Genomic DNA, 25,318 nt, shown 5'->3' on the forward strand with positions numbered 1-25,318 from the left:
ACCCTAGCCCCCGCACCGTCTGACGCCACCCCCTTGTGTGGCCCGATCGCCACACCCACCTTTGCCCCAGATCAAGGCGTCGCTTCTTGCAAGGGCGCTGACTGTCATCCGCCTTCTCAGGGGAAACGACCCAGAATGAACCTCGACCTCTATTCCGACCGCGCCAAACAGGCCGTCCAGTCGGCGCAATCGCTCGCGCTGGCCCGCCGGCACCAGCAGTTCGCGCCCGAACACCTGCTGAAGGTGTTGCTCGAGGAACGCGACGGCCTCGCCCGCAACCTGATCACCACCGCCGGCGGCGACCCGGCCAAGGCCGAGACCGCGACCGAGACGGCGCTTCAGAAGCGCGCCCAGGTCAGCGGCGGCAACGGCCAACTCTATCTGGACGGCGATACCGCCCGCGTCTTCGCGACAGCCGAGGCCGCATCCAAGACCGCCGGCGACGCCTTCGTCACCACCGAACGGCTCCTCTCGGCCATCGCCCGCGAAGGCGGCGTCGCCAGGGAAATCCTGAAATCCGTCGGCGCCACCCCCGAGAAACTCGACGCCGCCATCGCCGATGTCCGCAAGGGCAAGACCGCCGACTCGGCTGGGGCCGAAGACGCCTATGACGCCCTCAAACGCTACGCCCGCGACCTGACCCAGGCGGCGCGGGATCAGAAGATCGACCCCGTAATCGGCCGCGACGAGGAGATCCGCCGCACCATCCAGGTTTTGGCCCGACGCACCAAGAACAACCCCGTCCTGATCGGCGAGCCCGGCGTCGGCAAGACCGCCATCGTCGAGGGCCTGGCCCTGCGCATCGTCAACGGCGACGTGCCCGAATCCCTCAAGGACAAGGTGGTCATGGGCCTGGACATGGGCTCCCTGATCGCCGGCGCCAAGTACCGCGGCGAGTTCGAGGAACGCCTCAAGGCTGTGCTGAACGAGGTCACCGCCGCCGAAGGTCAGATCATCCTCTTCATCGACGAGATGCACACCCTGGTCGGCGCCGGAAAGGGCGACGGCGCCATGGACGCCTCCAACCTGCTGAAGCCCGCCCTGGCGCGCGGCGAGCTGCACTGCGTCGGCGCCACGACCCTGGATGAGTACCGCAAATACATCGAGAAGGACCCGGCGCTCGCCCGCCGCTTCCAGTCGGTCTTCATCGACGAGCCCAGTGTCGAGGACACGGTGTCGATCCTCCGTGGACTGAAGGAAAAGTACGAGGTCCACCACGGCGTCCGCATCTCCGACAGTGCAATCGTCGCCGCCGCCACCCTGTCGAACCGCTACATCACCGACCGCTTCCTGCCCGACAAGGCCATCGACCTGATCGACGAGGCCGGAAGCCGTGTACGGATGGCCGTCGATTCCAAGCCGGAGAGCCTGGACGAAATCGACCGCCGCCTGGTCCAGCTCAAGATCGAGCGCGAGGCCCTGAAGAAGGAGACCGACGCGGCCTCCAGACAACGCCTCGAAAAGCTCGAGGACGAGATCTCCGATCTCGAGGTCGAATCCGAAGACCTGACCCGGCGCTGGAAGGCCGAAAAGGACAAGGTCGGCCAGGGCGCCCAGCTGCGCGAGACCCTCGACCGCCTGCGCGCCGACCTGGCGCTCGCCCAGCGCAACGGCGACCTCGGCCGCGCATCCGAGATCGCCTACGGCCAGATCCCGCAGATCGAAAAACAGCTCGCCGAGGCCGAGGCCAACGAAACCCCGGAAGGCGGCCCCCTGACCCCCGAGGTCGTGGACGCGGCCCAGATCGCCGCCGTCGTCTCCCGCTGGACCGGCATCCCGGTTGACAAGATGCTGGAGGGCGAGCGCGAGAAACTGCTGTCGATGGAGGACGCCCTGCGTGGCCGCGTCGTCGGTCAGGACGAGGCCCTGGAAGCCGTCGCCGATGCCGTCCGCCGCGCCCGCGCCGGCCTGAACGACCCCAACCGCCCGCTGGGCAGTTTCCTGTTCCTCGGCCCCACCGGCGTCGGCAAGACCGAGCTGACCAAGGCCCTCGCCGCCTTCCTGTTCGACGACGACAGCGCCATCACCCGCATCGACATGAGCGAATACATGGAGAAGCACAGCGTCTCCCGCCTCATCGGTGCCCCTCCCGGCTATGTCGGCTATGACGAGGGCGGTGCCCTGACCGAAGCCGTGCGTCGCCGCCCCTATCAGGTCGTCCTGTTCGACGAGGTGGAGAAAGCCCACCCCGACGTCTTCAACGTCCTGCTGCAAGTCCTCGACGACGGTCGCCTGACCGACGGCCAGGGCCGCACGATCGACTTCAAGAACACCCTCCTCATCATGACCTCCAACCTCGGCTCCGACGCCCTGGCCAACCAGGCCGAAGGCGACGACGTCGAGGCCGTCCGCCCCTATGTCATGGAGGCCGTCCGCGCCCACTTCCGTCCCGAGTTCCTCAACCGCATCGACGAAATCATCCTCTTCCGCCGCCTCGGCCGCGACCAGATGGCCGGCATCGTCCGCATCCAGCTGGCGCGTCTGGAAAAGCTGATGGCCGACCGGAGATTGACGTTGTCGATCGACGACAGTGCGTTGGCGTGGCTCGCGGACAAGGGCTACGACCCGGCCTATGGGGCCAGGCCGCTGAAGCGCGTGATCCAGAAGGACCTGGTGGACCCGATGGCGAAGAAACTGCTGGCGGGCGAACTGGCGGACGGGAGCGTGATCGCCGTTTCAGCGGGCGCGGACGGGCTGGAGATCGGGAAGGCTCGGGTGCATTGAGGGCTATTCCAGTTGGAGCGAAAGGGGCCACCCATCACCCACTGGACGCAGTACTTCCCAGCCGACCGTATGGTCCAGATGTTCGATCTCGACGCCATTTGAACGCGCCCACGCATCGATCATCTGGCCCATCATTTGACGATCGCTTTCCGGCCGACGCCCGCTCTTCCAAATGCAGAGTTCTGGATAACCCAAGCGGCCATCCGGAAGACGGACTTGATGCGCCTCGATTGAGACCCAGACAAAATCGATCTGTGTGAGCGCAGGTTCTTTCGCTTGGAGGGCAGCTCGTACTGCGTAAGCAGCTACAGTTGCTTCAATTTTCTGCGGGGCATCAATTATAATAATCGACAGCCCCGCAGCTTGAGGAAGATCGAATTTTGATCTTGTTGACGCGATCTGCGGGTTGGACTGCTGAAGCATTTTTCGGACGGGACGCCCTCCGATTGTGACCATCGCGCTGTTCACTTCATCGGCATCTGGTCGATCAGCTAACAGACGCTGAATTCCAACGGTTCCGAAAACGAATACCCTTGGCTCTGTTCGGAGAGCATCGTTAATCAGACGGCTCATCCGAGCAGCAGGATAACCATTGATCGTCTTCATCTCTGCAATGCAACGACGATCCCAAAGGAGATAGTCGGCAATCTGTCCACTCCCATGGTGCGAAGAGAACTGCTTTTCGTCGAGCTGTTCTGTGCTCCTACCTGTTTTCAAGAATCTCTTCATTCGGGCTTCGAGAGGTGGCGCCACCTTAACAGGTGACGGCCGGACAAAGACAAGAAGCCTACAATCGCCGCCGAGCTCTTCCATCCCCGAACATGTCCTCCTTTCGTCATCCTCCGGCAAGCCGCGTCTTCGCGGCGCAGACCGGGGGACGCAGCGGCGCGCGGGAGCGCGAACCTGTCGCGGACCCCGGCGTCGGACAGCGTGCCTGAACAGATCGCCTTTCGGCGCCGCTGCGTCCCCCGGTCTTCGCTTCGCTACGCCGGAGGATGACGAAAGGGATGGGCAACGGTCAGCATGGATTCTGGCCAACCATGACGGTTGGAAGGACAGATCGCACCCCTCCCCCTGTCGTCATCCTCCGGCAAGCCGCATCTTCGCGGCGCAGACCGGGGGACGCAGCGGCGCGCGGGAGCGCGAACCTGTCGCGGACACTGCTCTTTCCGATCGTGCTTGAACAGATCGCCTTACCCGCCGCTGCGTCCCCCGGTCTTCGCTGCGCTTCGCCGGAGGATGACGAAAGGAAGAAAGCAGGGGAGGGTGGCGAAAAACTAGAGAGCGCATAGGTTGTGCAAATGGGGACGCACCGGACCTTCATCGCGACCTACATCATGGCCAGCGGGCGGAACGGCTGGGTCTATGTCGGCATGACCTCGAACCTCCACGCACGCGTCTGGAAACACAAGAACGGAACCCATCCCGACGGCTACTCCGCCGAGCACGGCTGCGTCGACCTGGTCTGGTACGAACGGCATCAGTGGGTCACAGACGCGATCCGACGCGAGAGGCGGCTCAAGAAATGGCTGCGCGACTGGAAGCTGAAGCTGATCGAGGATGCGAACCCCGAATGGCTGGACCTCGCGGCGGACTGGTATCCGGTCAACGATCCGGACTGGGTTCCCCCGTCCGAAGACGATTGACCCCCTATCCCCCCAGCACCGGCATCACCTCCACCCCGTCGCAGACGAAGATCGACATGTGCGGGTGGCCGTCGAACAGCCGCACCGCCGCTTCGTGCGTCTCCGCCCGCACCACCATATAGACGGTCAGCAGGTTGACGACGTCGGTGACCTCGCCCGCATCGGTGATCCGTTTCGTCGGCCCCAGCGGACCGCCCTGCCAGACGATGACGTCGCGGTGCGCCTCGTCCCAGGCGGCGATCGCGGCCAGGCCTGCCGTCTGTCGCGCCGTCTTCTCGGCCTCGGTCAGCCCGTACCATTCCCGCCACCGGGGCCCGGTCTTGTCCGAGGTGAAGACCGCCAGATAGTGATCCCGGGTGCTCATCGGCGTCCCCTTCCCCCTCGTCGTTGCGCCATGATCCGAAGCCGCGCCGTCGGGGTCAAGGCGATGCCCATGCGATCCTTCCCCCTCTTGCGGGGGAAGGTGGCCGCGAAGCGGACGGATGGGGGGTGACGTCGGGCGTTGAAATGTCAGTCTCCGAATGTGCGGATGGCGAGCCCGCATCGTCGTACCCCCCATCCGTCAGCCTCCGGCTGCGATCCTTCCCCCGCAAGAGGGGGAAGGCATGGCTCGTCCAGCGCCTCGAACTTGCGAACCTCGGCGGACCCAATCCCTTGCCATCCTTGGGGATGCGACCGCTTCTGACGCCGAGCACCGGCGATCTCGCCGCCCAGGTCCCCGCATCGGCTATGCTTCACCCTGTCCCGTTGCGGAGGGGAAGGCGTCCTGGGCCCAGGACCCGGACGTCGCGGCGGGAGCGATCGAGCGGGTGTACCGTGTCGTTCGTGCGGTGACGGACCCTGGCCCGGCGATGACCTGGAGCCTGTGGAGAGCGAACCGGCGACGATGCGGCTGTCCACGGCGAAACCGTGGAGCCCGGAGGGCCCTGAACCCTCCGCCCGCCTCGGGCCGACTTTCGACTGGGTCTAAACGGCGAAAAGCGCAGGGGATTGAAGACCCCCGGCAGGCTGTACGAAACCCTCCCCGAAATGCTCGAGCGAACCGGTCGCGGCGGAGCCTCGGCGTGAGCCGAAAACATCTCAAGCCCCTTCGGCGAAAGCACGGGGCATTCCTTCGGTTCCGGGCAATCGCCCAGGCTCCGCCGACTTCCCCCCACCTCGCCGGGTCTCCCGGCGGGGCCTGAAGCCATGACTTCAGCGCATCAGCGCGTGAGGACGAGAAGGCGCGTCGGGCGGGGCTCAGTCCTCAGCGACGACCTTGGGCTTGCGGGGCGCACGCTTCTTCGGAGCCGGAGCCTCGTCGTCGGAGACGGTGGCCGGTTCGGCAGTCTCGACCGGCGCGGCGGCCGGAGCTGGAGCCGACGACCGGGTCAGGAAGCCGGGCAGGGTCGAGGGCGCGTCGTCGCCGCCCACTTCAAGGTCGGACTCCCGAGGCATCCGCGTCCGGCGCGGGCGCTCGGCGCGGGCCGGCTTGGGCGCATCATCGGCGGCGGGTTCATAGGGCGTTCCGACCAAGGCTTCCGCCGGGGTCTCGGCCGCGGCGGGCGCGGGGGCCTCGGCCGGGGTCGATCCGGCGTCGCGGTCACGATCACGATCACGCCCGCCTTCACGGCTGTCGTCATAGGGGGCGTTGCCGGGGGCCTCGCCGACGCCGCCTTCGGCCTCGAAGCGGCGGTTGCGTTCCTCGCGACGGCGTTCCCAGCGTTCGCGGCGGGTCTCGCGGCGCGGGCCCTGGCCGGTCTGGCCCTCTTCCCCGCCCTCGCCCTCGGCGCGGGGCTGCTGGTCACGGTCTCGGTTGGAGTCGCGGTCACGGTTCTGGTCGCGGTCTCTATTCTGGTCCCGGTCGCGGTTCTGGTCGCGATCCCGGTTCTGGTCGCGGTCACGCCATTCGCGTTGCTGGCCACCTTCGTTGCGGGCCTGCGGGCCTTCACCGTCGGTGCGGTCGTTGTTCTGATAGCCGCCCTGTTGCCCACCCTGGGCGGCGCGGTCGGCGGCCTGTTGCGCGGCGAGGAAGGCGGCGGCCTGGGCCCCGGACTCGTCCTCGAAGTCGATGTCGTAACCCTGGTTCGACAGTTCGCGCGCCGCGATCTCCGACACCGGCCGCTGCGGCTGAAGCGCCCGGAGCACGCGGAAATAATGCTCGGCATGCTGCAGATAGTTTTCGGCCAGAACCCGGTCGCCGCCCGCCGTCGCGTCGCGACCGAGCTGGAGATAGCGCTCATAGACCGTCTGGGCATTGCCCCGGACCTTGATGTTCTCGGGCCCTTGCGAGTCCCAAGACCGGTTCGGATTGGCGTTGTTGGCGTTGGACGGACCATTGCTGCCGGGCTTCCTGTTGCGTCCGCGTTGACGCTTCATGCCCTTGAAATCTCTCATGAGACGATACCGTGCTTTCGAAGGGAACGACCGGATCGCGTCTGCGTCCTGGTCCGTTCGTTTCGTCGTTCCGTCTCGTTCGGGGCCCATCCCCGCTGACGATGTGATCGGAAATCCGTCGCCGCCCCGTGGTCCGCCGGGCGACCGGCCCGACCATCACAGCCCTCGGCGCGCGTGACTGGAACCGGCGGTCGGTTCGAGGCGTGCGGTTTGGGTGGGAGACGATGCAAGACTTAGCGTGGCCCGGCCTGATTTCCAAGGGGTAATCGTGAGGGGTCGCCCACGGTCTCCTCCCCGTCGCCCTTGGCGACGGGGAGGGGGACCCCGAAGGGGTGGAGGGGCTCTTGAAGCGCGCACCGCGTCTGGGGTGAGAGCCCCTCCGTCTCTCCGCTGCGCTCCGAGCCACCTCCCCATGCCTGCGGCATGGGGAGGAGACTACATCTTCGGGATCGGATTCGTCCTCGGGTCCGGCCCGTTGGTCACCACCCGATACCGGTCGCCGAGATCCTTGACCACGATCACGCCATCAAACCCCGCCGCCTCGAACAGTGCCTTGACCTGCGGCCCCTGGTCGAAGCCGATCTCGACGGCGAAGGTGCCACCGGGCTTGAGGATGCGCATGATCTCGGGGGCCAGATCGCGATAGGCCTGCAACCCGTCCGGCCCGCCGTCCAGGGCCAGGATCGGATCGTGCTCACGCACCTCCGGATCAAGCCCGGCGATGTCGTCGGTCGGAATATACGGCGGGTTGGACGCCACGAAGTCGAAGCTGTGATCCCCGAACCCCGCCGCCCATTCGGTTCTCAGGAAGGCCGCCCGTCCGTCCAGGTCCAGATTGGCCGCGTTCTCCTTGGCCACCGCCAGGGCCTCGGACGAGATGTCGGTGCCGACTCCGGTCGCCGCCGGGCGCTCCGCCAGCACGGCCAGCAGGATCGCCCCCGATCCGGTCCCCAGGTCGATCATGCTGAAAGCCTCGTGCGGCGCGAAAGCCAGCATGGCGATGTCGAGGATGGTCTCGGTGTCCGGGCGGGGGCTGAGCACGTCGGGGGTGACGTTCAGCATGATCTTCCAGAACCCCTTGCGGCCCAGGATGCGCGACACCGGCTCTCGCCTCAGGCGCCGCTCGACATAGCCGTCCAGCACCGCCGCCTGATCCGGCGTCACAGCGCGATAGGGATCGGTCAGAATGTCCATCCGACTGGCCCCCGTCGCAGCCTCCAGCAACAGGCGGGCGTCGATGGAGGGGCTGTCGATGCGGCCGGCCTTCAGCTGGCCTTGCGCCGATTTCCAGGCGGAAACGAGGGTGGTCTGTTCGCTCATGCCGGGCTGATTACCGGATCGCCGACCGCGATGCGACCACCTGTTTCGATCGAACAGTACAGGCCCGTCAGCACGTGGCCGTAGAGGTCGTGCAGGCTCTTCACCACCGCCATGTCCCGCACCCCCGTCGCCGGATCGACCTCGGTGGCCGCACAGCGCACGATCGGCTTGTCGCCGCGCAGGGTGACGTCGCCGAGCCGCAGCACTGGCCCGGCCGTCTCCGCATCCGGCCGGCCCCAGCCGTTCTCGACCCACGGTTCCCAGCCTTCGACCCAAACATTGGCCCGGAACCGCAAGGGGTCCACCGGCCGCCCCAGCCGCTCGGCCAGATCGCGGACGCTGGCCAGGTTGAGCACCGAAACCCGCCCCCGCATCGAATCCATGAACCGATGGCGCGGTCCGGCGTCGATCAGTCGGAGCGGCCCCCTTGCCTCCTCGCCCAGGAACGCCGCCAGCCGGTCGCAAAAGACGGCCCGGTCGCCGGGCTCGTCCATCCGCACGCCCAGGGTCTCGCCATCGATCTCCGTGTGCAGCACATTCGCCGTCTCAACCCAGCGCGTCTTCACCCGGGCCAGGATCGCCTGGCGCATCAGGACGGTGAACTTCTGCTTGGGCAGATGCGCAGGGTCAGCCGGATCGAACCCCGACACCCCGTTCTCCACCGCCCACATCCGGTCTCCCGGAAACCAGCCGTCGGCCTCAAGCACGGCGGCCTCCAGCGCCTCGGGCGTGAACCCCTTGACCGGGTGACGATACAGGGCGGCGATGCGGGCGGTCATGGGAGCGATTCCTATCATATCCTAAGGTGGGAACGGCGAACCAGCGTGGCCGTTGAGCGAACGATGACCCCACCCCTCCGCAATCCGTTCGGCCGCCGCTCCTCGCAGGGCGGTGCAGGTCCACTCTGGCGCTTCGTCGGTGCCGCCGTCGCGGGTCTCGCCGCCGGGGCCGGCGCGGCGCATCTGCTCTATACCCGGGGCCACAAGTTCGGGATCGAGCTCAGACCTGAACGCCCCGACGCCATCACGCCCGCCCCGCCGACGCCGGAGGATCACGACCGGCGCGATCCGGGCCGAGGTCGCCTCGCCACCCGGCCCGACCAGATCCCGCACAAGGGCTGGGTTGACATCGGCTGGCGCGTCGGGGGGGCCTATTTCGGGGATCGGGTCGGGTTCGTGGCGGGGGGCGTAACCTTCTTCATGGTGCTGAGCCTGTTCCCGACCTTGGCGGCCTTCGTCACCCTGTATGGCCTGTTCGCCGATCCGGCCGATGCCTGGGGCCGGCTGCAATTCCTCTATTCGGTCCTGCCCGCCAATGTCGCGGAGTTCCTGGGCGGAGAGATGCAGCGGCTCGCGCTGAACACCTCGTCGCAGCTGACCTTCACCCTGATCTGGACCTTCGGCCTGTCGCTCTGGACGGCGAACGGGGGGATCAAGACGTTGTTCTATGGCCTCAACGTCGCCTACCACGAGGTCGAGAAGCGCAATATCGTCAAGTACAACCTGGTCTGCCTAGCCTTCACCCTGTCGGGTCTGGCCTCGGTTCTGCTGACGGCCGCCCTGGTCGTGGGGGTGCCGGTCGTTCTGTCGGTGTTCGGGCTGGAGGACGAGTTCGCCCACCTGGCCCTGTTGCGCTGGCCGGTGCTGTTCGTGGTCTATGTCACGGCCCTGACCGTCATCTATCGCTTCGGGCCGTGCCGCCAGAAGGCGCGCTGGCGCTGGCTGACGCCGGGAGCCCTTTTCGCGGCGGTGCTGAGCCTCAGCGTGTCGTTCCTGTTCAGCTGGTACCTGACCACCTTCGTCAGGACCGATTCTTACGGACCCTTGGCGGCCTTCATGGGCTTTCTGCTGTGGATCTGGATCACGGTGCAGATCATCCTGATGGGGGCCGAGGTGAACGCCGAGATCGAGCATCAGACCGCGATCGACACCACCACCGGTGCCCCCCTTCCGCTAGGCCAGCGCGGAGCACTGGTGGCTGACAGCGTGGGGGCCCGACGAGGCAATCCGGCGGCTCTGGCTTTCACCCTCAAGCACACCGAAGAGGTCACGGATCGCCTGACCAAGAAGAAGGTCAAGGCGGCGGGCGGCGAAACGCCGACCTGACGGACCCTTAGAAGAACAGCGGATCGCTGCGCTTCTCGGGCGGGGCGTCCGGCTCCGGCCGCTGGTCCGGCGGGTCGATGCGGCGCGACGGCGGTGTGACCTCCAGCCTCGGCTGCGGCGCGGTCGGGTCGTCGAACACCCCGGCATTCGGATCGGCGGCCTCGCCGGTCGCATAGGGGTCTTCGATATTGCCCATCAGGTCGCCGACCGGATCGGGCGCGATCCAGCCCTCGGGCATGGCCGGGCCGTTGGGGATGGCGGGGGCGTTCAGGCGCGGCAGGGCCGCCGTCATGAAGCCCTTCCAGATCGCAGCCGGCGCCCCGCCGCCGGTCACGCCGCGCATCGGGGAGGCGTCGTCCTTGCCGACCCAGACGGCCGCGACGAAACCGCCAGTATAGCCGACGAACCAGGCGTCCTTGTAGTCCGAGGTGGTGCCCGTCTTGCCCGCCAGATCGCGTCCGGGAATGGCGGCCGACGCCCCCGTCCCGCCCGCGATAACCCCGCGCAGCATCTGGTTCATATAGTAGAGCGCCGGATTGTTGATCGCCTGGGCCCCGATCCCCTCCCGGGCCGAGCGGTTGTAGATCACCCGCCCCGACGGCGTCCGGATGCGGCTGATGCCATAGGCCTCGACCCGGCGCCCGCCGTTGGCGAAGGCGTCATAGGCGGTCGCCATCTCGATCGGCGACACGTCGGTGGTCCCCAGCGCCATGGCAGGCTCAAGCCCGATCCGTGAGGTGATCCCGAGCCGACGCGCTGCCCGGCTGACCGCGTCGCGCCCGATCTGGTCAGCGACATAGGCCGCCACCGTATTGGTCGAGTTCTGCAGCGCCGCGCCCAGGGTCGTCGGCCCACCGAAGTTTCCGGAATAGTTGCGGGGCGACCAGGTGCCGATGGTGATCGGCTCATCGACCACCGGCGTCTGCGGCGTATAGCCGGCCTCGACCGCCGCCAGATAGACGAAGGGCTTCCACGACGACCCGGCCTGACGCCTCGCGTCGACCGCCCGGTTGAACTGGCTGTCGGCATAGGATTTGCCGCCGATCATGGCCCGCACCCGGCCGTCGCCGTCCAGCGCCACCAGAGCCGCCTGCTGGACGCCCTTGGACGCATCGCGCTCAAGGATGCGGTTCACGGCCCGCTCCGCCGCCGTCTGGATGGTCAGGTCCAGGGTGGTCTCGACGACCATGTCCTCGGTCGGCTCACCGACCAGACCGCGGATTTCCTTGTCCAGCCAGTCGATGAAATACTGGGCGTGCTGGGTGGCCAGCGTCCGCGACACCCGCACCGGCTCCAGCACCGCCTGCTCGCGCTGGGCGGCAGTAATGACGCCGGCTTCCTGCATCTGGTTCAGCACCACGGTGGCCCGCGTCGCGGCCCGCTCGCTTTCGGACACCGGCGAATAGCGCGACGGTGCCTTCAGCAGCCCCGCCAGCAGCGCCGCCTCGCCTACGGTCAGGTTCTTGGCCGGCTTGTCGAAATACCGCTGCGACGCCGCCTCGATCCCGTAAGCCCCTGCGCCGAAATAGACCCGGTTCAGATACAGGGCCAGGATCTCCTTCTTGGAGAACTTCATCTCCAGCCAGACGGCCAGCATCAGCTCCTGCACCTTGCGGCGCATGTTCTGGTCGGGGGTCAGGAACAGGTTCTTGGCCAGCTGCTGGGTCAGGGTCGAGCCGCCCTGAACGATGCGCCCGGCCCGCATGTTGGACACCATGGCCCGGCTCATGCCGATGGGGTCAAAGCCCGGATGCCACCAGAACCGCCGGTCCTCGATCGCGATGAAGGCCGCCGGCACATAGTCGGGCAAAGCGTCCAGATCGGCCGGCGGCGCCTGCTGCGTCCCGCGCGTGGCGATCAGGGCACCGTTGCGGTCCAGATAGGTGATCGAGGGCTGGCGATCGACATTGTACAGGCTGGAGGTGTCGGGCAGCCCCCGCGCGAACACGGCAAAGAAGACCACGAGGAAGATCACCCCCCAGACGGCCAGAACCGAGCCCCAGTAGACGACCTGTTGCAGCCGGGTGCGCGGTGCCTTGGGGGCACCGTTCGCAATCCTGTTTCCGAACCCCGGACCGGCCATCGACATCCTCAAAAGCCCCGGCCGTCATAGCCGTTCGCGCGCCTCACCAAAACGCCCATTGTGGTGAACGCCGCGTGAAGACCTCACGCCAGCGTGATGACCCTTTCGGCCCAAACCAAGGCGCGGGGGTTACGGATCGGTCAGCCGCGCGGCTTGCCGTCCTCATGCGTGACCGGACAGACACGGCGCGACCCCGTCTGGCGGAACGGCGACAGCCTCAGTTTGGATTCGTGATCCGCCGCGCCCGGCTGCCCCTCGGGATGCAGGCCGCGATAGTAGAGCTTCTGCCACTGGTCAGCCGGGGCGGAGGGCCTGGCCTTCTTGACCCACTCCTGAAACGCCCGACGCGCCGCGCTCCAGGCGTCGAAGGTCTTGAGCAGTTCGGGCTCATCCTCCATCGGCCGCAGTTCCGGCTTGACCCGATCCACCACCCCGCGCGGGGTCGGAAAGAAGAAGCAGAAGGGCTCGTTCTCCTCGAACCGGATCCAGACGTCGGGCCGGGTGAAGCGCCAGTTCATCGTGAAGGTATAGGGCGACCAGTCGGTCTCGATCACCCCGCCGAGCGGCGCGATTCCGTCCTTGATTCCGTTGGGCGGCCCACCGACCCAAAGATTCCAGCCCTCGGACGTGCGCATGATGCCGTCGACGTGGAAGGTGATGGTCCCGCTGCCGAACAGGGAATGGGGCGCCGATTTCGGGTCCGCCCCCTTGTCGAGCACGATCTCGACCGAACTGGCGTCCACCCCGCCATGCCAGCGCGCCGAAAATCCGCAGGGGCTCAACACCTCCCAGCCATGCGCATTGGCGATGGCCAGCGGCAGGCATCGATAGGCGAAGCTTTCGGGCGTATCGTTCATCCAGTCGCGACGCGCCGAGGCCGGGGCGATGCGCGGGGCCCAGCCCTGGCGAACGTAGCAGATCAGGTCGGTCTCGGCGGCTCGGACGGGGGTGCCCCGGGGACGCTCGGGCGCCGATCCCTTCAGCCGCTTCCTCATCGCCGGACCTCGTCTGTTGCCGCGCGGCCTTATGGCACGGAGCCAATGACCCCGTAAGTCGGCCGAAGCGACTTCAGTCCTCGTTCCATGGCGGCGGCAACTGACCGGACTTGAACAGGATGACGGGGCTCTCGTCATAGTCCCCCATCTCGGTGTCCGCCGAGGCCGAGAACGCCACGACACCGAGCCGCAAGGGGGCCAGCCGTTCGGCCTTGCGGCGCGCCTCTTCGGCTGTCTTGCAGCCCATCTGCTGCTCGGCCTTCAGGCCCCTGCCACGACCCTGAACATAGGCCTGGACGATGTGTACGGTTTCGATGGCCATGCGGGCTTGGAGGCGTATCCGGCGGCGGGGTCAAGGGCGAACCGCCCATTTGCCGCCGCCGCTCGCAATCGGCGCAATCGTCACCATATGTAGCCTCGGCCGCCGAGAGCGAACCGCCCGTTCGTGGCGGTCGATCCGCTCCGGTTTGGCCGCCTGACCGAAACGACCCCATGATCGAAGAGAGCTACGTCCGGCTGTACGCCAACGATTTCGCCCGCCTGGCCGTCCGCGCCGAACTCCGCCCCGACGACGCCGACATGCTGCCCCGCCGCATCGCCGAAGCCCGTACCCACGCCGCCGTGATGGACGCCCGCAAGGGTGCCGGCCATCTGGAGGCCCTGGTCACCCGCCTGCGCGACGAGGCCCGCCGCCCGTCCACGCCGAACCGTGGACGTCTGGTCGAGGAAGCCGACGTCCTGGCCAAGCGCCAGAGCTTCCTCAACCGCGTCGCCGACACCCTCAGCCAGCCGGCCTGATCGCGCTCAGACCCGCCGGGCCAGCCATACGAGACCCGGTGGCCGCTGATCCGTGGCGTCTCCAATCTCCACGAACCCGTTCCCATTCAGGATCGCGCGGTACTCCTGCGGGCCCAGACTGCCGTGATACAGGGGCTCGCCGCGCCACCGCCCGATCTGCACGCCCTCGGCCGATCCAGTGGGGAACATGATCACACCACCCGGCACGACGTGAGCCAGGATGCGCGGCAGGGCGATCCTCTGGTCCTCGGGCGTCAGGTGGAATAGGCTGAACCAGGCCAGAACGCCGTCGAACGTCCGGCCAAGGTCCAGCGTCCGCATATCGCCGGCGATCCATTCTCCGGCAGGCAGAGTCTGCGCCGCATGATCCAGCAGGCCTGGTACGGGATCGACCCCCGTGACGCGAAACCCGTGCTCCAGCAGCGCAGCTGCCACCGGCCATCCCGACCCGCACCCGACGTCGAGTACCCTCGCCCCCGGTGGCAGACACGCCATGAACCGCGCGAGCCACCCGGCCTCGTCCAGGCCGGTTCCGCCGCCCTGGCCCAGGACAGGCGCGCGGTCCTCGATCCAGCCTGCGGCCTTCTCGGAATACAGGCCGATGATCCGGTCTGCGGCCGAGTGGCGCATCGCCTATTTCGCCAGGAAGGCGTCCAGCTCGGCGTTGAACTGGTCCGGCTGGTCCAGGAAGACGAAGTGGGCCGCGTCGTCGATCCGCTTCAGCGTCACGGCGGGAAGGCTCGCGAACGAGGCCTGATAGATGGCGTCGGTGATCTCGGGCGTCATGCGAGGATCGTTGAACTTCACATAGACCACCTCGGTCGGGGCCGTGATCTTCGACAGTTCGGGCCGCAGGTCGGTCAGGATCAGCTCGCGGAAGGCGGAGGACGAAACCTGCTGATCGCTGTTGATCGTGTCCTCGATCGGCCCGGCGCGCTTGGATTCGGTCGCGATCATGCCGGTGACGGAGGCCACGGCCTGGGTGCGATAGGCGTCGGCCGGGCTATTGGACATGCCCTGATAGACCTGCTCGGCGATCGGCGCGACGCTCTGTGCCGTCGTTCCAGGCGGTCCGAACATCGCCCCCATGAAGGGCACCATGTCCACGACCATCAGCTTGCCCACCAGCGCCGGATGGCGCGCGGCCAGCATCATCCCGATCGTCCCGCCCATCGAATGGCCGACGACGGCGGGCTTATCCAGCCCCTGTTCGGTGATGTAGCGCGCGATCTCCTCGGCCACCGGCGCGGCGACCGGTCCGGTCGCGTTGGCCTCGGCCGGGGCCCCGGCGAAGCCCTGGATGTGGATGCGGTGCACGCGCCATCCGTTCCCCAGATGCTCGACCGTCCCGTCCCAGACCTCGGGCGAGGAGCTCAGGCCGGGGATCAGGATGATGTCCTTGCCGCCCTCGGCGCCGTCGACGCGGACGTGCATCCGGTCCGAGGCGAAGTCGGCGTGGTGGTGGCCGTGGTCGGCCGGTTCGGCATGGGCCGCATGCCCGTCCTGGGCGGCGACCCCGCTACCCATGGCCAGGTTGGCCAGCAGGCCGACGGCGGCGATCAGGCCGGTGAGCAGTTGCGCATTCATGGTCGTTGTCCCTCGGATCGGCGACGATCGCGCCGTTTCCTCCTAGTCGTCGCAGTTAATGCGATTGGATGCGGGCGGAATAGGGACTGGTCAATTTTTCGTTGGCCCCGCCCGGATCGCGGGTCGGGCGTTGACCCCCGCCGGACCGGCGCACACACTCGACTTCTGGTGGAGTACGCGTGTTCGAATGAGTCTTTTGTCCTGGCGAACCCTCATCCTGCCCCGGCGAAAGACCTCAACGGCTCAAGAGACTTCCCCGCCCCCGGCACCGCTGGACGGCCCCTGGAACTACAACCGCAAGCACACCGACCCCAGCCGCCTGATGACCGAGCCCGACGGCGGCCGCTACCGCTGTTCCTGGATCGAGGGTGGCCTGTCGGTCCAGTCAGACGGCAATGTCACCTGCGGACTGGATGATCCCCATAGCCGGCGCAGTTTCGGCAACATCTATCGCCAGTCCCTGGCCGAGATCTGGGCCAACCCCGAGTACGAAACCCTTCAGGCGCGTCTGTGGGAGGGGCGTCGCTGCACCGAATGCAACCTGTCCCAGGCGGTCGCCGACGATGCGCCCGACACCCTGCCCGCCCGACCTGACCGCCCCACCACCCTGGTGGTCGAGACCACGGTCCGCTGCAACCTGCGTTGCGACCAGCCGGCCTGCAAACCGAACAACGACCGCGACATCAAGACCCGCGATTCCGACTTCCTCGACCTGGATGCCTTCGCGAGCGTCATGGACGATCTGGAGGGCTCGCTCAGCCACGTCTTCTTCTTCAACTACGGCGACCCGTTCGTGAACGTCCAGGCCGCCGACATGCTGGAGCATATCCAGCGCACCAACCCCCAGGCGCGGGTCAACACCACCACCAACGGCATCCCCCTGTCGAACCTGGATCGCGCGCGACGTGTCGTGGCGGCCGGCGCGCTCGACTTCATCCAGTTCACCATCAGCGGCGTGACCCAGGAGGCCTACGCCCGCTATCACGTAGGCGGCCGGCTCGATCTGGCGATGAAGGGCATGGCCAATCTGCTTCAGGCGCGGCGCGAACTCGGCGTGACCACGCCCCGGGTCCAATGGCGCTATCTGGTCTTCGACTGGAACGATACCGAGGCCGAGGTCGAGGAGGCCCTGCGCCTGGCCGAGGACTACGGCGTCGACGAGTTCCGCCTTCACCTGACCCATGTGCCCCTGACCGCCATCTCGACGCGGTTCGCGCGCGGCGGCCCGATGTTCTCGCGCTACCGGGCCCACATCGACAACGCCTTCGGCTATACGCAGCACTGCCCGCCGGCGCCGAACGACGACGGGGTCTATCACCTTGAGGGTTCGCCCGAAGAGCGGGTACGCTGGACGAGCTGGCAGGCGCGAAAGAAGGTGCGCGTCCGCAACGGCACGGCGCGGATCGCCTTCATGACCAACCGGCCCGGTTCCGACGTCCACACGACCCACGTCTTCGTCGTGACGCCCTGGCAGAGGCTCAAGGCCCCGGTCGCCCCCGACGGCTGGCACAGCATTTCCCTGATCGTGCCTGACGCCACGGCGGAAACGATCACCGTCGAGCTTTTCACGCTCGACGACTGGAATCCGACGGAACTGACCGACGGTTGGGACACCCGGGGGCTCGGCGTTCTGATGCTCGAGGACGACGAACATGCCGAAGGCCTGCCCGTCTGGACGACCTACGCCGAGGTCACACCGGACGAGCAGCGCCGGCTTGATGCCTTCCGCTACGAAACGCCCGCGCCCCTGATCGACTGGTAGACGCCGCCGGTCAGGCCGACCGCTGCTTCAGCGGCGCGGTGCCGTCCGACAGGCTTTCGTTCAGATAGACCTCGGCCTCCTGGGCCGGCAGAGCGGGTGCATAGCCGAAGCCCTGTCCGTAGTGGCAACTGGCGTCGAGCAGAAGCTTGGCCAGGGTGGCGTTCTCTACGCCCTCGGCGACGACTTCCAGGTTCAGATCGCGGCCCAGATTCACGACCGACTTGACGATCTTGGCCGAGCCCTCGTCCTTGTCCATGGTCAGCACGAAATAGCGGTCGATCTTCAGCGTATCGAACGGCAACCGCGCCAGGTACGACAGCGACGAGAAGCCGGTGCCGAAATCGTCGAGCGCCAGCGACGCCCCCACGTCCTTGAGCTTTTGCAGGATCACCGCCGCCTTTTCGGTATCGCGCATGATGTCGCCCTCGGTGACCTCGAGCTTGAGGGCACCCCGCGGCAGGCCGGTCTCCTTGATGACCCGGGCCACGTCCTCGATCAGGTTGGGCCGCTCGATCTCGCCGACCGACAGATTGACCGAACAGAACAGCTTGCCCGCGCGCGGGTGCCGCCTGAGCCAGTCCGACAGCTGGCGCGCCGACTGGGTCATCATCATCAGGCCCAGATCGTTCATCAGGCCCATCTCGTCGGTCAGGCCCAGGAACTCGTCCGGCGGCACCAGGCCGCGCTTGGGGTGACGCCAGCGGGCCAGGGCCTCGAATCCGGCCACCGCGCCGGTGTTCAGGTTCACGATCGGCTGGAAGAAGGGCTCGATCTCGCCGCGCACGAAGGCGTTCCTCAGATCTGCCTCCAGCGCCAGCCGGCTGAGCGAATCGCTTTCCAGCGCCCGGCCATAGGCGGCGGCGCCCGACCGGCCCGCGCCCTTGGCCTGGCCCACGGCCAGCTCGACGCGGCGCAACAGTTCGGCCGCATCCGCGGCATCGGCCCCGCCTTCGCAGGACACGAAGCCGATCGACACGGTCGGATAGATGTCGAACCCCGCGACCCGCAGCGGCTGCTCCAGCGCCTCGCGCACCCGTTCGGCGGCATTGCCCGTCGCCGGGCGCGGCAGCAGAATGGCGAACTCGTCCTCGCCGATCCGCGCCGGGGATGCCTGATCCGAAAACGCTGCCGCCAGCCGCGAGCCGAGGGCCGACAACACCAGATCGGTCCGCTCGTGCCCGAGCGCCTCATTCAGCCGCCTGAGCCGATCGACGTCGGCGACCACCAGTTCATAGTCGCCCGGCACGGCCAGAACATCGGCGGCCCGCGCCAGGAAGCCGCGACGATCCAGAAGACCGGTCAGCTGATCCTTCTGCGCGCCCGCGAACTTGGTCTCCAGCGCCACCAGCCCGGCGGCCCGCAGCCCGTCCTCGAGCCAGACCCCGCGCCACAGACAGGTCTCAGAACCCCGCATCCGCAGGCGCACGGCGATCTCGGTCCCCTCCTCGCGCGGCGTCAGCAGGCCCTCGGCCAGCGACCGGTCCTGCGGCAGGGTGACGGCGACGAAGGCGGCGGCCGAACATTCGGGGGCCAGGGGGCCCAGACCGAGCGGCCGGGTCGATCCGGTGAACCGCATCTCATCCAGAGCGGGCGTCCAGATCCAAAGCGCCGAATCGGCGGCCGCCAGGGCCTCGATCGCCGTCGTCGCGTCCCAGGCCAGGGTTCTGGAGCGCGTGGCGTTCACGACGGGGCGGTATCCTTTGCGAGTGGCCTCAAGGGTCGGCCCGTTCGGCGTCTTCTGACAAGAGGCCGAACAGAAGATGATCTGCCCATCGCCCGTTAATTTTCAGATAAGCCCGCGCCTCGCCCTCCTTGCGGAACCCGGACTTTTCCAGCACCCGCCGCGACGCCGTATTAATCGGCAGGCAGGACGCCTCCAGCCGGTGCAGCCTCAGGTCGGCAAAGGCATAGCGCGCCACGGCCCGGACCGCCGCCGTCGCATGGCCCGCGCCGGCATAGGGCTGACCGATCCAGTAGCCCAGGGTCCCCGTCTCGGCGACACCGCGCCGTACGTTCGACAGGGTCACCGCCCCCAGCAGCACCCGGCCGGCCGTATCGAAGATGAAGAAGGGCCACGCGTTGCCCAGTTCCAGCTCCCGCGCATAGACCGTCAACCGCCGCCGATAGGCCGCCTTGGTCAGATCGTCTTCGGGCCAGGCCGGCTCCCACGGCTGCAGATAATCCCGCGACGCCTCGCGCAGATCGGCCCAGGCCTGATAGTCGCCCGCGCGCGGCGGCCGCAACATCACCCCCTGCCCCCGCACATGGGGACCGGCAGCGTCCGTCATCCAGTCGAGCAGGGCCATGGGGCGCGAGGTTAGCGTGAACCTCAACCGGCGTCACCCGCCTATGAAACTCGCCGTCACCCTCGGGCTTGACCCGAGGGCCGGACCCTCGGCAGGCGGTGCATAGGAGCGTTGCACGACGGCTGTGCCCCGGCTCGACTGTTCGGCAGGATCAACGTCCGGCCCTCGGATCAAGTCCGAGGGTGACGGTGTAGATGTTCAGATTCCCAACCCCTTCACGAACGCCGCCCCCGCACCGTTCGCTCCCTTCGGTCCCAGCACCGCCGTCGCCGCCTTGCCCGAGGCCAGCACCCGCATCCCGACCCGCTTCAGATCGTCCGCCGTCACCGCCGTGATCCGCGCCACACTGGCGTCCGACGATACCGGCGCGCCATAGATCAGGGTCTGTGCCGCATTGCGCCCCGCCCGGCTGGCCGGGCTCTCGTCCGACATCCACAGCCCCGCCGTCTGCACCGCCTTGGCGCGAGACAGTTCGGCCACGCTCGGTCCATCGGTCGCCAGCGACCGGATTTCGTCGGCGCAGACCTGGGCCAGTTCGACCGCCCGGTCCGCCGCCGCCCCGGCGTAGATGCCCAGCACACCCGTGTCTTCATACGCCTCGTGATAGGCGTCGACGGCATAGGCCAGCCCTCGTTCCTCGCGCGCGCTCTGGAACAGCCGCGACGCCATCCCCCCGCCCAGAATCTCGGTGAACAGCCGCATGGCGGGCAGGTCCGGGTCGGTCGCCGACAGCGCCGGCAGCTGGAACACCAGGTTGGCCTGTTCGATCTTGCGGCTCAGCGTCGCCGCCCCGCCGACGAAACTCGCCGGCTCCGGCGCATCCGCCGCCCGCGCCACCGCGTCCCCGAACCAGCGCTCGGCCAGGGCCAGCAGTTCCGCCTCGTCCACCGCGCCTGACACCGACACCACCATCCGGTCGGGCGAATACAGCCGCGCACGCCAGTCGCCGATCGTCTCGCGCTTCACCGGCTTCAAGCTGGCGATCGAACCCAGGATCGGCCGGCCCATCGACTGGCCGGCGAAGGCCTTGGTCTGGGCCATCTCGAACACCTGGTCGTCCGGCGTGTCGAAGGCCTCGGCGATCTCCTGGGCCACCACGTCCTTCTCGCGCTCGATTTCTACGGGGTCCAGCGTAGGGCGAAACACCAGATCCGACACCACCTGCATGGCCAGGCCCAGCGACCCATCCAGGGCCCGCACGTCGAAACTGGTCCGCTCGTATCCGGTGGCGGCATTGATCGATCCGCCCTCGGCCTCGATCCGCTCGACGATGTCGCGCGCGCCCATCTCGCCCGCGCCCTTGAAGACGAGGTGTTCCAGCAGGTGCGACCAGCCGGACTGGCTTTCGTTCTCCCAGCGCGCGCCCCCGCGCACGGCGACGGACAGGGCCAGGGTGCGCAGGCCCGGCATCGGATCACAGACGACACGGACGCCGTTGGACAGGGTGTGAAGTGTGGTCAGGACGGGTCTTTCTCAGGCTCCCGGCGCATCCGGCGCCAGAGCATGGCCACATAGAAACCTACCAGGGCGATCGCCAGTCCGAACCAGGTCATCGCATAGCCGAGGTGGTTGTTCGAGAACGCAGCAGGGGGTGCCGACGCCGTCAGGGCACCGATCTCGGGATTGGGCGAGGCCAGGGCGAACAGGGTGAACTCCGACACGGCCGAGGCCCCCAGCGCCTTGCCCATGGCCGCGCTGTCACGGGCATAGAAACGGTTGTCGGCAGGCGGCGGTGTCATCGCATTGCCGGCGCCCGGCGTCCGCCGCAGCTCGACCAGCAGCGACAACGGCAGGGTCGATTCGGCCACCCGGGGCCGCGCCGAGACGCCGTCGGGTACGAAACCCCGGTCGATCAGCAGAGGCATCGCGATACCCGGCGCGCGGCACAGGGAGATCAGCCGCGATCCCGGCTCGCCGTCATGGATCGACTGCAGCTCCACAAACGGCGCGGTCGCCAGTCCCGGACAGACCACGAGCGCTCGTCGGAACTCCGGATCGGGCGCGGTCAGCACATCGGCAAGGGTCGCGGGCGCGGCCTCGGCCGCCGCCTCGGACTGGGCGATCAGCCCCTCCTTCCAGGCCAGCCGTTGCACCTGCCAGACGCCCAGCCCGATCAGCAGGGCCAGGGCTGGGGCCGTGATAAGGGTCAGCAGCCAGGGAAAACGCCTCACCGGGCACCGTCCATCTTACCCCGCATCTGCAGCGCGATCATCAGCCCCTTGCCCGGCCGCATCAGCCCGATCGACAGCCCGGCCACCAGCGGCAACGACACCAGCAGCAACAGCCAGATCGGCGGGTCGAAGGCGATCTGCACATACAGGGCCGAGAATACCACCAGACCGCCCGCAATCTGCATGATGAAGATGGCCGCCCCGTCGCCGGTGTTCATGCGGCTGTAGTCGAAGCCGCAGACGGCGCACCGATCCACGACCTTCAGGAAGCCGGCGAACAGCCGGCCCTTGCCGCAGTTCGGACAGCGACAAAGCAGTCCGGCCCGGATCGCATGGATCCGGGCCGGCTTTGCGGGTTCGAGAGGCAGGACTGGGTCCAACGCCGTCCTTAGCCGAAGACGACGTAGACGAACGCGAACAGGAACAACCAGACCACGTCCACGAAATGCCAGTACCAGGCGGCCGCCTCAAACCCGAAATGCTGCTCGGGGGTGAAGGCACCGTTCAGCAGGCGGATCAGGCAGACGGCCAGGAAGATGGTGCCGACCAGGACGTGGAATCCGTGGAAGCCCGTGGCCATGAAGAAGATCGACCCGTAGAGGCCCGAGTTCACGGCCTCTTCGTTGAAGAACAGGTTCTCGTGGATGATCTCGAAATATTCATAAGCCTGGACCGCCGTGAAGATCGCGCCCAGGGCGATGGTCAGAACGAGGGCCAGCTTGGCGCCGTTGCGGTCACCCTGTTGCAGCGCATGGTGCGCCCAGGTGACGGTGCAACCCGACAGCAGCAGGGTCACGGTGTTGAGCAGAGGCAGTTGCCAGGCCGACAGAACCTCGACCCCTTGCGGCGGCCAGGTCGACCAGGCCTTGGCGGTATCGGCCCAGGCACCGATCTCGGGGATGCCGGCGCGCGCTTCATTGAACACGGCCATCTCGAAGAACATCCAGAAGAAGGCCGCGAAGAACATGATCTCCGACGCGATGAACAACACCATGCCGTAGCGCAGGCCGATGGCCACGACGGGGGTGTGGTCGCCGGCGTTGGCCTCCTTGACCACGTCCGCCCACCACAGGCCCATGCCCAGTACGGTCGTGGCCAGGCCGAGCAGGAACACCCAGCTGGTGCCCTCCGGCAGGCCGAACAGCCCCTTCATCCAGATCACGGCCCCGACCATCATCACCACGGCGGTCGCCGAACAGAACAGCGGCCACGGGCTGGGGTTGACCAGGTGGTAATCGTGATGCGGAGCGGCGTGGTTGTCGGCCATCTTGGGAGGTCTCGTCAGGCGAAGAGTCTAGGGGACGGGCTATAGCCCATTTTTCAAAGTCGTCGAGGCCACCGCGGCGAAAAAGCGGCGCGGATCAGGCCGTCGCGAGCTCATCCGGAGCGGGCGGGCGCGATCAGGCCGCTGGACGTCGCCGTAGGGGCTCCGTCCCTGGCCGGATAGAAGGTGTAGCTGAGCGTGATCTCGCTGGCCCCGCGCGTCTCACGGTCGGTGGCCAGTTCGGGCGCAACGAAATACTGGATCGGAAACTTGATCGTCTGGCCGGGCTGGATCGTCTGGGTCTCGAAACAGAAGCACTGCAGCTTTTGGAAGTAGGGCCCGGTGCTCTCGGGGACGACATTGTAGGCGGCGCGCGCCTGGATCGGCTTGTCCGAGGTGTTGGTCACGTCGAAATAGGCCATGCCCGTCTCGCCGATGCGAACTTTCTGCAAGGTCTGTTCAGCCCGGAACCGCATGGGCAGGTCGCGCACATTGGTGTCGAACCGCACGGTGATCTGGCGGTCCAGCACGTCCTCGGCGGCCGGGGCGACCTCGGCCCGGCGCACCGTGCCGTCAAAGCCGGTCACCTGACAGAACATCTTGTAAAGCGGCACGGCGGCAAACGCCGCGCCGGTCATGAAGACCACGCCCCCGGCGCAGATCGCCCCGATGAGATGATTGCGCTTCACCGGTCGATCGACCCGACGGGGGCCGAGGCCTGCGACCGGGCATCGGCCTGATTGTGCATCATCCGCAGGAAGGTCGTGGTGAACAGCAGCACCATGAACGCCACCAGCCCGAGGGCGATAAATACGTTGCGTCGCTTGCGTGCGGCCAGTTCGGCGGAGGTCAGGGTCACATACTGACGGGGAGCAGCCAGGGGAGGCGTGGACTGGGATTCGGACATGGCAGGCTTCCTCAGCCGATCAGGCTGAACGACACGGCCCCGGTCAGGGCCTCGAGCAGCAGGGCGGCGAACAACGACATCAGATAGACGATCGAAAACGCGAACAGGTTTCGCGCCGGTTTGGCCTCTGCCTTCACATCATACAATGCGGCCTCTCGCCCCACGGTGTCGGCCTTGTCCGGCCCCTCGGTCCCGACCGGATCGCCGGCCCGCGAACGATAAAGGCGGAACGCCAGCCCGAGGAAACCCAGTCCGCCCAGCACCGACACCGCCAGATACAGCCAGCCGCCCAGCCCGACCGCGGCCGGAGCGATTGCCACAGGCACGAAGACCAGCGAATAGATCAGGATCTGCAGTCGCGTGGACTTCGCTCCCCGCGCCACCGGCATCATCGGAATCCCCGCCTTGGCGTAGTCCCCGGCCGAATACAGGGCCAGCGCCCAGCTGTGCGGGGGCGTCCACAGGAAGATGATCAGAAACAGCAGCCAGGCCTGCCACGGTGCCGAGCCCGTCGCCGCCGCCCAGCCGATTACGGGCGGCAGGGCCCCGGCCGCGCCGCCGATGACGATGTTCTGGGGCGTGCGCCGCTTCAGCATTACCGTGTAGAAGCCGGCGTAATAGACGATGGTCAGGGCCAGCAGGCCGGCCGCCAGCCAGTTGGTGTTCATCCCCAGCAGCATGACCGAAAACAGGCTCAGCACGGCGCCGAACGCCATGGCGTCGTTCTTGTTGACCCGACCAGCGGCCACGGGCCGACCGCGCGTCCGTCGCATCAGGGCGTCGGTCTCGCCCTCGATGGCCATGTTCAGGGCCCCCGCCGCGCCCGCGCCGACGGCGATGCACAGGATGGCGATGGCCGCTACGAACGGATTGATCGCGCCCGGTGCCACGACCAGGCCGGTCGCGCCGGTGAACACCACCAGCGACATAACGCGGGGCTTCAGCAGCTGGAAATAATCTTCCGGCTGGGCGGTGGTCAGGGCGGGTGTGGCTTCGTTCTGAGTCATGGTCTTCGATTTTTGTCCCGTCACCCTCGGGCTTGACCCGAGGGCCGGACGTCGTGCGCGAAGGACGAAGCCCCGGACGCACGAACGTCCGGGGCTTCGACTTGCTTTTCTTATCGCTCCACGTCTGGCCCTCGGGTCAAGCCCGAGGGTGACGGGTGTGCGTTTAGTGCTCGTCCGACTTCACCACCGGCAGTTCGTTGAACTGGTGGTGCGGCGGGGGCGAGGACAGGGTCCACTCCAGGGTCGTGGCGCCTTCACCCCAGGGGT

Annotated in this window: 25 protein-coding genes; 5 read left to right on the forward strand and 20 right to left on the reverse strand. The window is 67.4% G+C overall.

All coding sequences use genetic code 11. The features are described 5' to 3' along the window. Window positions 1–135 precede the first annotated feature (135 nt). Window positions 136–2,724 (forward strand): ATP-dependent chaperone ClpB, encoded by a 2,589-nt coding sequence (gene clpB / locus JHC99_RS07600; protein WP_292153065.1) that lies wholly within the window; start codon window positions 136–138, stop codon window positions 2,722–2,724. A 3-nt stretch (window positions 2,725–2,727) separates the two neighbouring features. Here clpB and JHC99_RS07605 read toward each other — a convergent pair whose 3' ends face one another. Continuing rightward, complete coding sequence (locus JHC99_RS07605) at window positions 2,728–3,537, reverse strand: hypothetical protein (RefSeq protein ID WP_292153067.1); 810 nt, start codon at window positions 3,535–3,537, stop codon at window positions 2,728–2,730. A 488-nt stretch (window positions 3,538–4,025) separates the two neighbouring features. On the opposite strand from JHC99_RS07605, the gene JHC99_RS07610 reads away from it, so the two are divergent. Further along, window positions 4,026–4,370: a GIY-YIG nuclease family protein gene (locus tag JHC99_RS07610; protein WP_292153069.1), complete on the forward strand. Its 345-nt coding sequence runs from the start codon at window positions 4,026–4,028 to the stop codon at window positions 4,368–4,370. A 4-nt stretch (window positions 4,371–4,374) separates the two neighbouring features. On the opposite strand, the gene JHC99_RS07615 is transcribed toward JHC99_RS07610, so the two are convergent. The 4 genes from JHC99_RS07615 to JHC99_RS07630 all read right to left on the reverse strand — a co-directional run bounded on the left by JHC99_RS07615 (window position 4,375) and on the right by JHC99_RS07630 (window position 8,845). Further along, window positions 4,375–4,734, reverse strand: coding sequence for a hypothetical protein (locus tag JHC99_RS07615; RefSeq protein WP_292153071.1), 360 nt, complete (start codon window positions 4,732–4,734; stop codon window positions 4,375–4,377). An 875-nt stretch (window positions 4,735–5,609) separates the two neighbouring features. Continuing rightward, window positions 5,610–6,728, reverse strand: a complete 1,119-nt coding sequence (locus tag JHC99_RS07620) for a DUF4167 domain-containing protein (protein WP_292153072.1) — start codon at window positions 6,726–6,728, stop codon at window positions 5,610–5,612. A gap of 453 nt (window positions 6,729–7,181) precedes the next feature. Next, window positions 7,182–8,066 carry a peptide chain release factor N(5)-glutamine methyltransferase gene (gene prmC, locus JHC99_RS07625; protein ID WP_292153074.1) on the reverse strand — a complete coding sequence of 295 codons (885 nt, stop codon included), beginning with the start codon at window positions 8,064–8,066 and terminating at the stop codon, window positions 7,182–7,184. After that, window positions 8,063–8,845 (reverse strand): MOSC domain-containing protein, encoded by a 783-nt coding sequence (locus JHC99_RS07630; RefSeq protein WP_292153076.1) that lies wholly within the window; start codon window positions 8,843–8,845, stop codon window positions 8,063–8,065. Before JHC99_RS07630 ends, prmC begins: the two co-directional genes overlap by 4 nt. 63 nt (window positions 8,846–8,908) lie before the next feature. Between JHC99_RS07630 and JHC99_RS07635 the strand changes: the two genes are divergently transcribed. Beyond that, complete coding sequence (locus JHC99_RS07635; protein ID WP_292153078.1) at window positions 8,909–10,171, forward strand: YihY/virulence factor BrkB family protein; 1,263 nt, start codon at window positions 8,909–8,911, stop codon at window positions 10,169–10,171. A gap of 7 nt (window positions 10,172–10,178) precedes the next feature. On the opposite strand, the gene JHC99_RS07640 is transcribed toward JHC99_RS07635, so the two are convergent. The 3 genes from JHC99_RS07640 to JHC99_RS07650 form a co-directional block, all read right to left on the reverse strand. Next, a complete protein-coding gene (locus JHC99_RS07640; RefSeq protein WP_292153080.1) occupies window positions 10,179–12,254 on the reverse strand; it encodes a transglycosylase domain-containing protein in 2,076 nt (691 codons plus the stop codon). Between the two features lie 140 nt (window positions 12,255–12,394). After that, on the reverse strand, window positions 12,395–13,249 hold the full coding sequence (locus JHC99_RS07645) for a DUF6065 family protein (protein ID WP_292153082.1): 855 nt from the start codon (window positions 13,247–13,249) through the stop codon (window positions 12,395–12,397). A gap of 73 nt (window positions 13,250–13,322) precedes the next feature. Continuing rightward, window positions 13,323–13,571, reverse strand: coding sequence for a hypothetical protein (locus JHC99_RS07650; RefSeq protein WP_292153083.1), 249 nt, complete (start codon window positions 13,569–13,571; stop codon window positions 13,323–13,325). A 170-nt stretch (window positions 13,572–13,741) separates the two neighbouring features. Between JHC99_RS07650 and JHC99_RS07655 the strand changes: the two genes are divergently transcribed. Then, on the forward strand, window positions 13,742–14,047 hold the full coding sequence (locus tag JHC99_RS07655) for a hypothetical protein (RefSeq protein WP_292153084.1): 306 nt from the start codon (window positions 13,742–13,744) through the stop codon (window positions 14,045–14,047). Window positions 14,048–14,053: 6 nt separating this feature from the next. On the opposite strand, the gene JHC99_RS07660 is transcribed toward JHC99_RS07655, so the two are convergent. Continuing rightward, the gene (locus JHC99_RS07660) at window positions 14,054–14,677 is read right to left on the reverse strand and encodes a trans-aconitate 2-methyltransferase (protein WP_292153085.1); all 624 of its coding nucleotides are present in this window, start codon (window positions 14,675–14,677) and stop codon (window positions 14,054–14,056) included. A gap of 3 nt (window positions 14,678–14,680) precedes the next feature. Then, window positions 14,681–15,634 (reverse strand): alpha/beta hydrolase, encoded by a 954-nt coding sequence (locus tag JHC99_RS07665; protein WP_292153087.1) that lies wholly within the window; start codon window positions 15,632–15,634, stop codon window positions 14,681–14,683. 187 nt (window positions 15,635–15,821) lie between these two features. Here JHC99_RS07665 and JHC99_RS07670 point away from each other — a divergent pair, with 187 nt between their 5' ends. Beyond that, complete coding sequence (locus JHC99_RS07670) at window positions 15,822–17,396, forward strand: SPASM domain-containing protein (protein WP_292153089.1); 1,575 nt, start codon at window positions 15,822–15,824, stop codon at window positions 17,394–17,396. A gap of 10 nt (window positions 17,397–17,406) precedes the next feature. Here JHC99_RS07670 and JHC99_RS07675 read toward each other — a convergent pair whose 3' ends face one another. The 10 genes from JHC99_RS07675 to JHC99_RS07720 form a co-directional block, all read right to left on the reverse strand. Then, on the reverse strand, window positions 17,407–19,080 hold the full coding sequence (locus JHC99_RS07675; protein ID WP_292153090.1) for a bifunctional diguanylate cyclase/phosphodiesterase: 1,674 nt from the start codon (window positions 19,078–19,080) through the stop codon (window positions 17,407–17,409). A gap of 28 nt (window positions 19,081–19,108) precedes the next feature. Next, the gene (locus tag JHC99_RS07680; protein ID WP_292153104.1) at window positions 19,109–19,702 is read right to left on the reverse strand and encodes a GNAT family protein; all 594 of its coding nucleotides are present in this window, start codon (window positions 19,700–19,702) and stop codon (window positions 19,109–19,111) included. Window positions 19,703–19,900: 198 nt separating this feature from the next. Then, window positions 19,901–21,112: a pitrilysin family protein gene (locus JHC99_RS07685; RefSeq protein ID WP_292153092.1), complete on the reverse strand. Its 1,212-nt coding sequence runs from the start codon at window positions 21,110–21,112 to the stop codon at window positions 19,901–19,903. A gap of 47 nt (window positions 21,113–21,159) precedes the next feature. Further along, on the reverse strand, window positions 21,160–21,873 hold the full coding sequence (locus tag JHC99_RS07690; RefSeq protein ID WP_292153093.1) for an SURF1 family protein: 714 nt from the start codon (window positions 21,871–21,873) through the stop codon (window positions 21,160–21,162). Further along, window positions 21,870–22,253, reverse strand: a complete 384-nt coding sequence (locus JHC99_RS07695) for a DUF983 domain-containing protein (RefSeq protein ID WP_292153094.1) — start codon at window positions 22,251–22,253, stop codon at window positions 21,870–21,872. Before JHC99_RS07695 ends, JHC99_RS07690 begins: the two co-directional genes overlap by 4 nt. A gap of 8 nt (window positions 22,254–22,261) precedes the next feature. Then, on the reverse strand, window positions 22,262–23,140 hold the full coding sequence (locus JHC99_RS07700) for a cytochrome c oxidase subunit 3 (protein ID WP_292153096.1): 879 nt from the start codon (window positions 23,138–23,140) through the stop codon (window positions 22,262–22,264). A 110-nt stretch (window positions 23,141–23,250) separates the two neighbouring features. Further along, complete coding sequence (locus tag JHC99_RS07705) at window positions 23,251–23,826, reverse strand: cytochrome c oxidase assembly protein (RefSeq protein WP_292153098.1); 576 nt, start codon at window positions 23,824–23,826, stop codon at window positions 23,251–23,253. Then, the gene (locus JHC99_RS07710; protein WP_292153100.1) at window positions 23,823–24,044 is read right to left on the reverse strand and encodes a hypothetical protein; all 222 of its coding nucleotides are present in this window, start codon (window positions 24,042–24,044) and stop codon (window positions 23,823–23,825) included. Before JHC99_RS07710 ends, JHC99_RS07705 begins: the two co-directional genes overlap by 4 nt. 11 nt (window positions 24,045–24,055) lie before the next feature. Next, window positions 24,056–25,051: a heme o synthase gene (cyoE, locus tag JHC99_RS07715; protein WP_292153102.1), complete on the reverse strand. Its 996-nt coding sequence runs from the start codon at window positions 25,049–25,051 to the stop codon at window positions 24,056–24,058. Window positions 25,052–25,214: 163 nt separating this feature from the next. Next, window positions 25,215–25,318 (reverse strand): hypothetical protein (locus JHC99_RS07720; RefSeq protein ID WP_292153105.1); only part of this gene is annotated, 104 nt, incomplete at its 5' end.

This window comes from Brevundimonas sp. (assembly GCF_016463485.1).
Taxonomy (GTDB): domain Bacteria; phylum Pseudomonadota; class Alphaproteobacteria; order Caulobacterales; family Caulobacteraceae; genus Brevundimonas.

Excerpts from the sequence above, each read along its gene's own strand:
- clpB (WP_292153065.1), top strand. The coding sequence starts at position 136 with ATGAACCTCGACCTCTATTCCGACCGCGCCAAACAGGCCGTCCAGTCG.
- JHC99_RS07605 (WP_292153067.1), bottom strand. The coding sequence starts at position 3,537 with ATGGAAGAGCTCGGCGGCGATTGTAGGCTTCTTGTCTTTGTCCGGCCG.
- JHC99_RS07610 (WP_292153069.1), top strand. The coding sequence starts at position 4,026 with ATGGGGACGCACCGGACCTTCATCGCGACCTACATCATGGCCAGCGGG.
- JHC99_RS07615 (WP_292153071.1), bottom strand. The coding sequence starts at position 4,734 with ATGAGCACCCGGGATCACTATCTGGCGGTCTTCACCTCGGACAAGACC.
- JHC99_RS07620 (WP_292153072.1), bottom strand. The coding sequence starts at position 6,728 with ATGAAGCGTCAACGCGGACGCAACAGGAAGCCCGGCAGCAATGGTCCG.
- prmC (WP_292153074.1), bottom strand. The coding sequence starts at position 8,066 with ATGAGCGAACAGACCACCCTCGTTTCCGCCTGGAAATCGGCGCAAGGC.
- JHC99_RS07630 (WP_292153076.1), bottom strand. The coding sequence starts at position 8,845 with ATGACCGCCCGCATCGCCGCCCTGTATCGTCACCCGGTCAAGGGGTTC.
- JHC99_RS07635 (WP_292153078.1), top strand. The coding sequence starts at position 8,909 with ATGACCCCACCCCTCCGCAATCCGTTCGGCCGCCGCTCCTCGCAGGGC.
- JHC99_RS07640 (WP_292153080.1), bottom strand. The coding sequence starts at position 12,254 with ATGGCCGGTCCGGGGTTCGGAAACAGGATTGCGAACGGTGCCCCCAAG.
- JHC99_RS07645 (WP_292153082.1), bottom strand. The coding sequence starts at position 13,249 with ATGAGGAAGCGGCTGAAGGGATCGGCGCCCGAGCGTCCCCGGGGCACC.
- JHC99_RS07650 (WP_292153083.1), bottom strand. The coding sequence starts at position 13,571 with ATGGCCATCGAAACCGTACACATCGTCCAGGCCTATGTTCAGGGTCGT.
- JHC99_RS07655 (WP_292153084.1), top strand. The coding sequence starts at position 13,742 with ATGATCGAAGAGAGCTACGTCCGGCTGTACGCCAACGATTTCGCCCGC.
- JHC99_RS07660 (WP_292153085.1), bottom strand. The coding sequence starts at position 14,677 with ATGCGCCACTCGGCCGCAGACCGGATCATCGGCCTGTATTCCGAGAAG.
- JHC99_RS07665 (WP_292153087.1), bottom strand. The coding sequence starts at position 15,634 with ATGAATGCGCAACTGCTCACCGGCCTGATCGCCGCCGTCGGCCTGCTG.
- JHC99_RS07670 (WP_292153089.1), top strand. The coding sequence starts at position 15,822 with ATGAGTCTTTTGTCCTGGCGAACCCTCATCCTGCCCCGGCGAAAGACC.
- JHC99_RS07680 (WP_292153104.1), bottom strand. The coding sequence starts at position 19,702 with ATGGCCCTGCTCGACTGGATGACGGACGCTGCCGGTCCCCATGTGCGG.
- JHC99_RS07685 (WP_292153092.1), bottom strand. The coding sequence starts at position 21,112 with ATGCCGGGCCTGCGCACCCTGGCCCTGTCCGTCGCCGTGCGCGGGGGC.
- JHC99_RS07700 (WP_292153096.1), bottom strand. The coding sequence starts at position 23,140 with ATGGCCGACAACCACGCCGCTCCGCATCACGATTACCACCTGGTCAAC.
- JHC99_RS07710 (WP_292153100.1), bottom strand. The coding sequence starts at position 24,044 with ATGTCCGAATCCCAGTCCACGCCTCCCCTGGCTGCTCCCCGTCAGTAT.
- cyoE (WP_292153102.1), bottom strand. The coding sequence starts at position 25,051 with ATGACTCAGAACGAAGCCACACCCGCCCTGACCACCGCCCAGCCGGAA.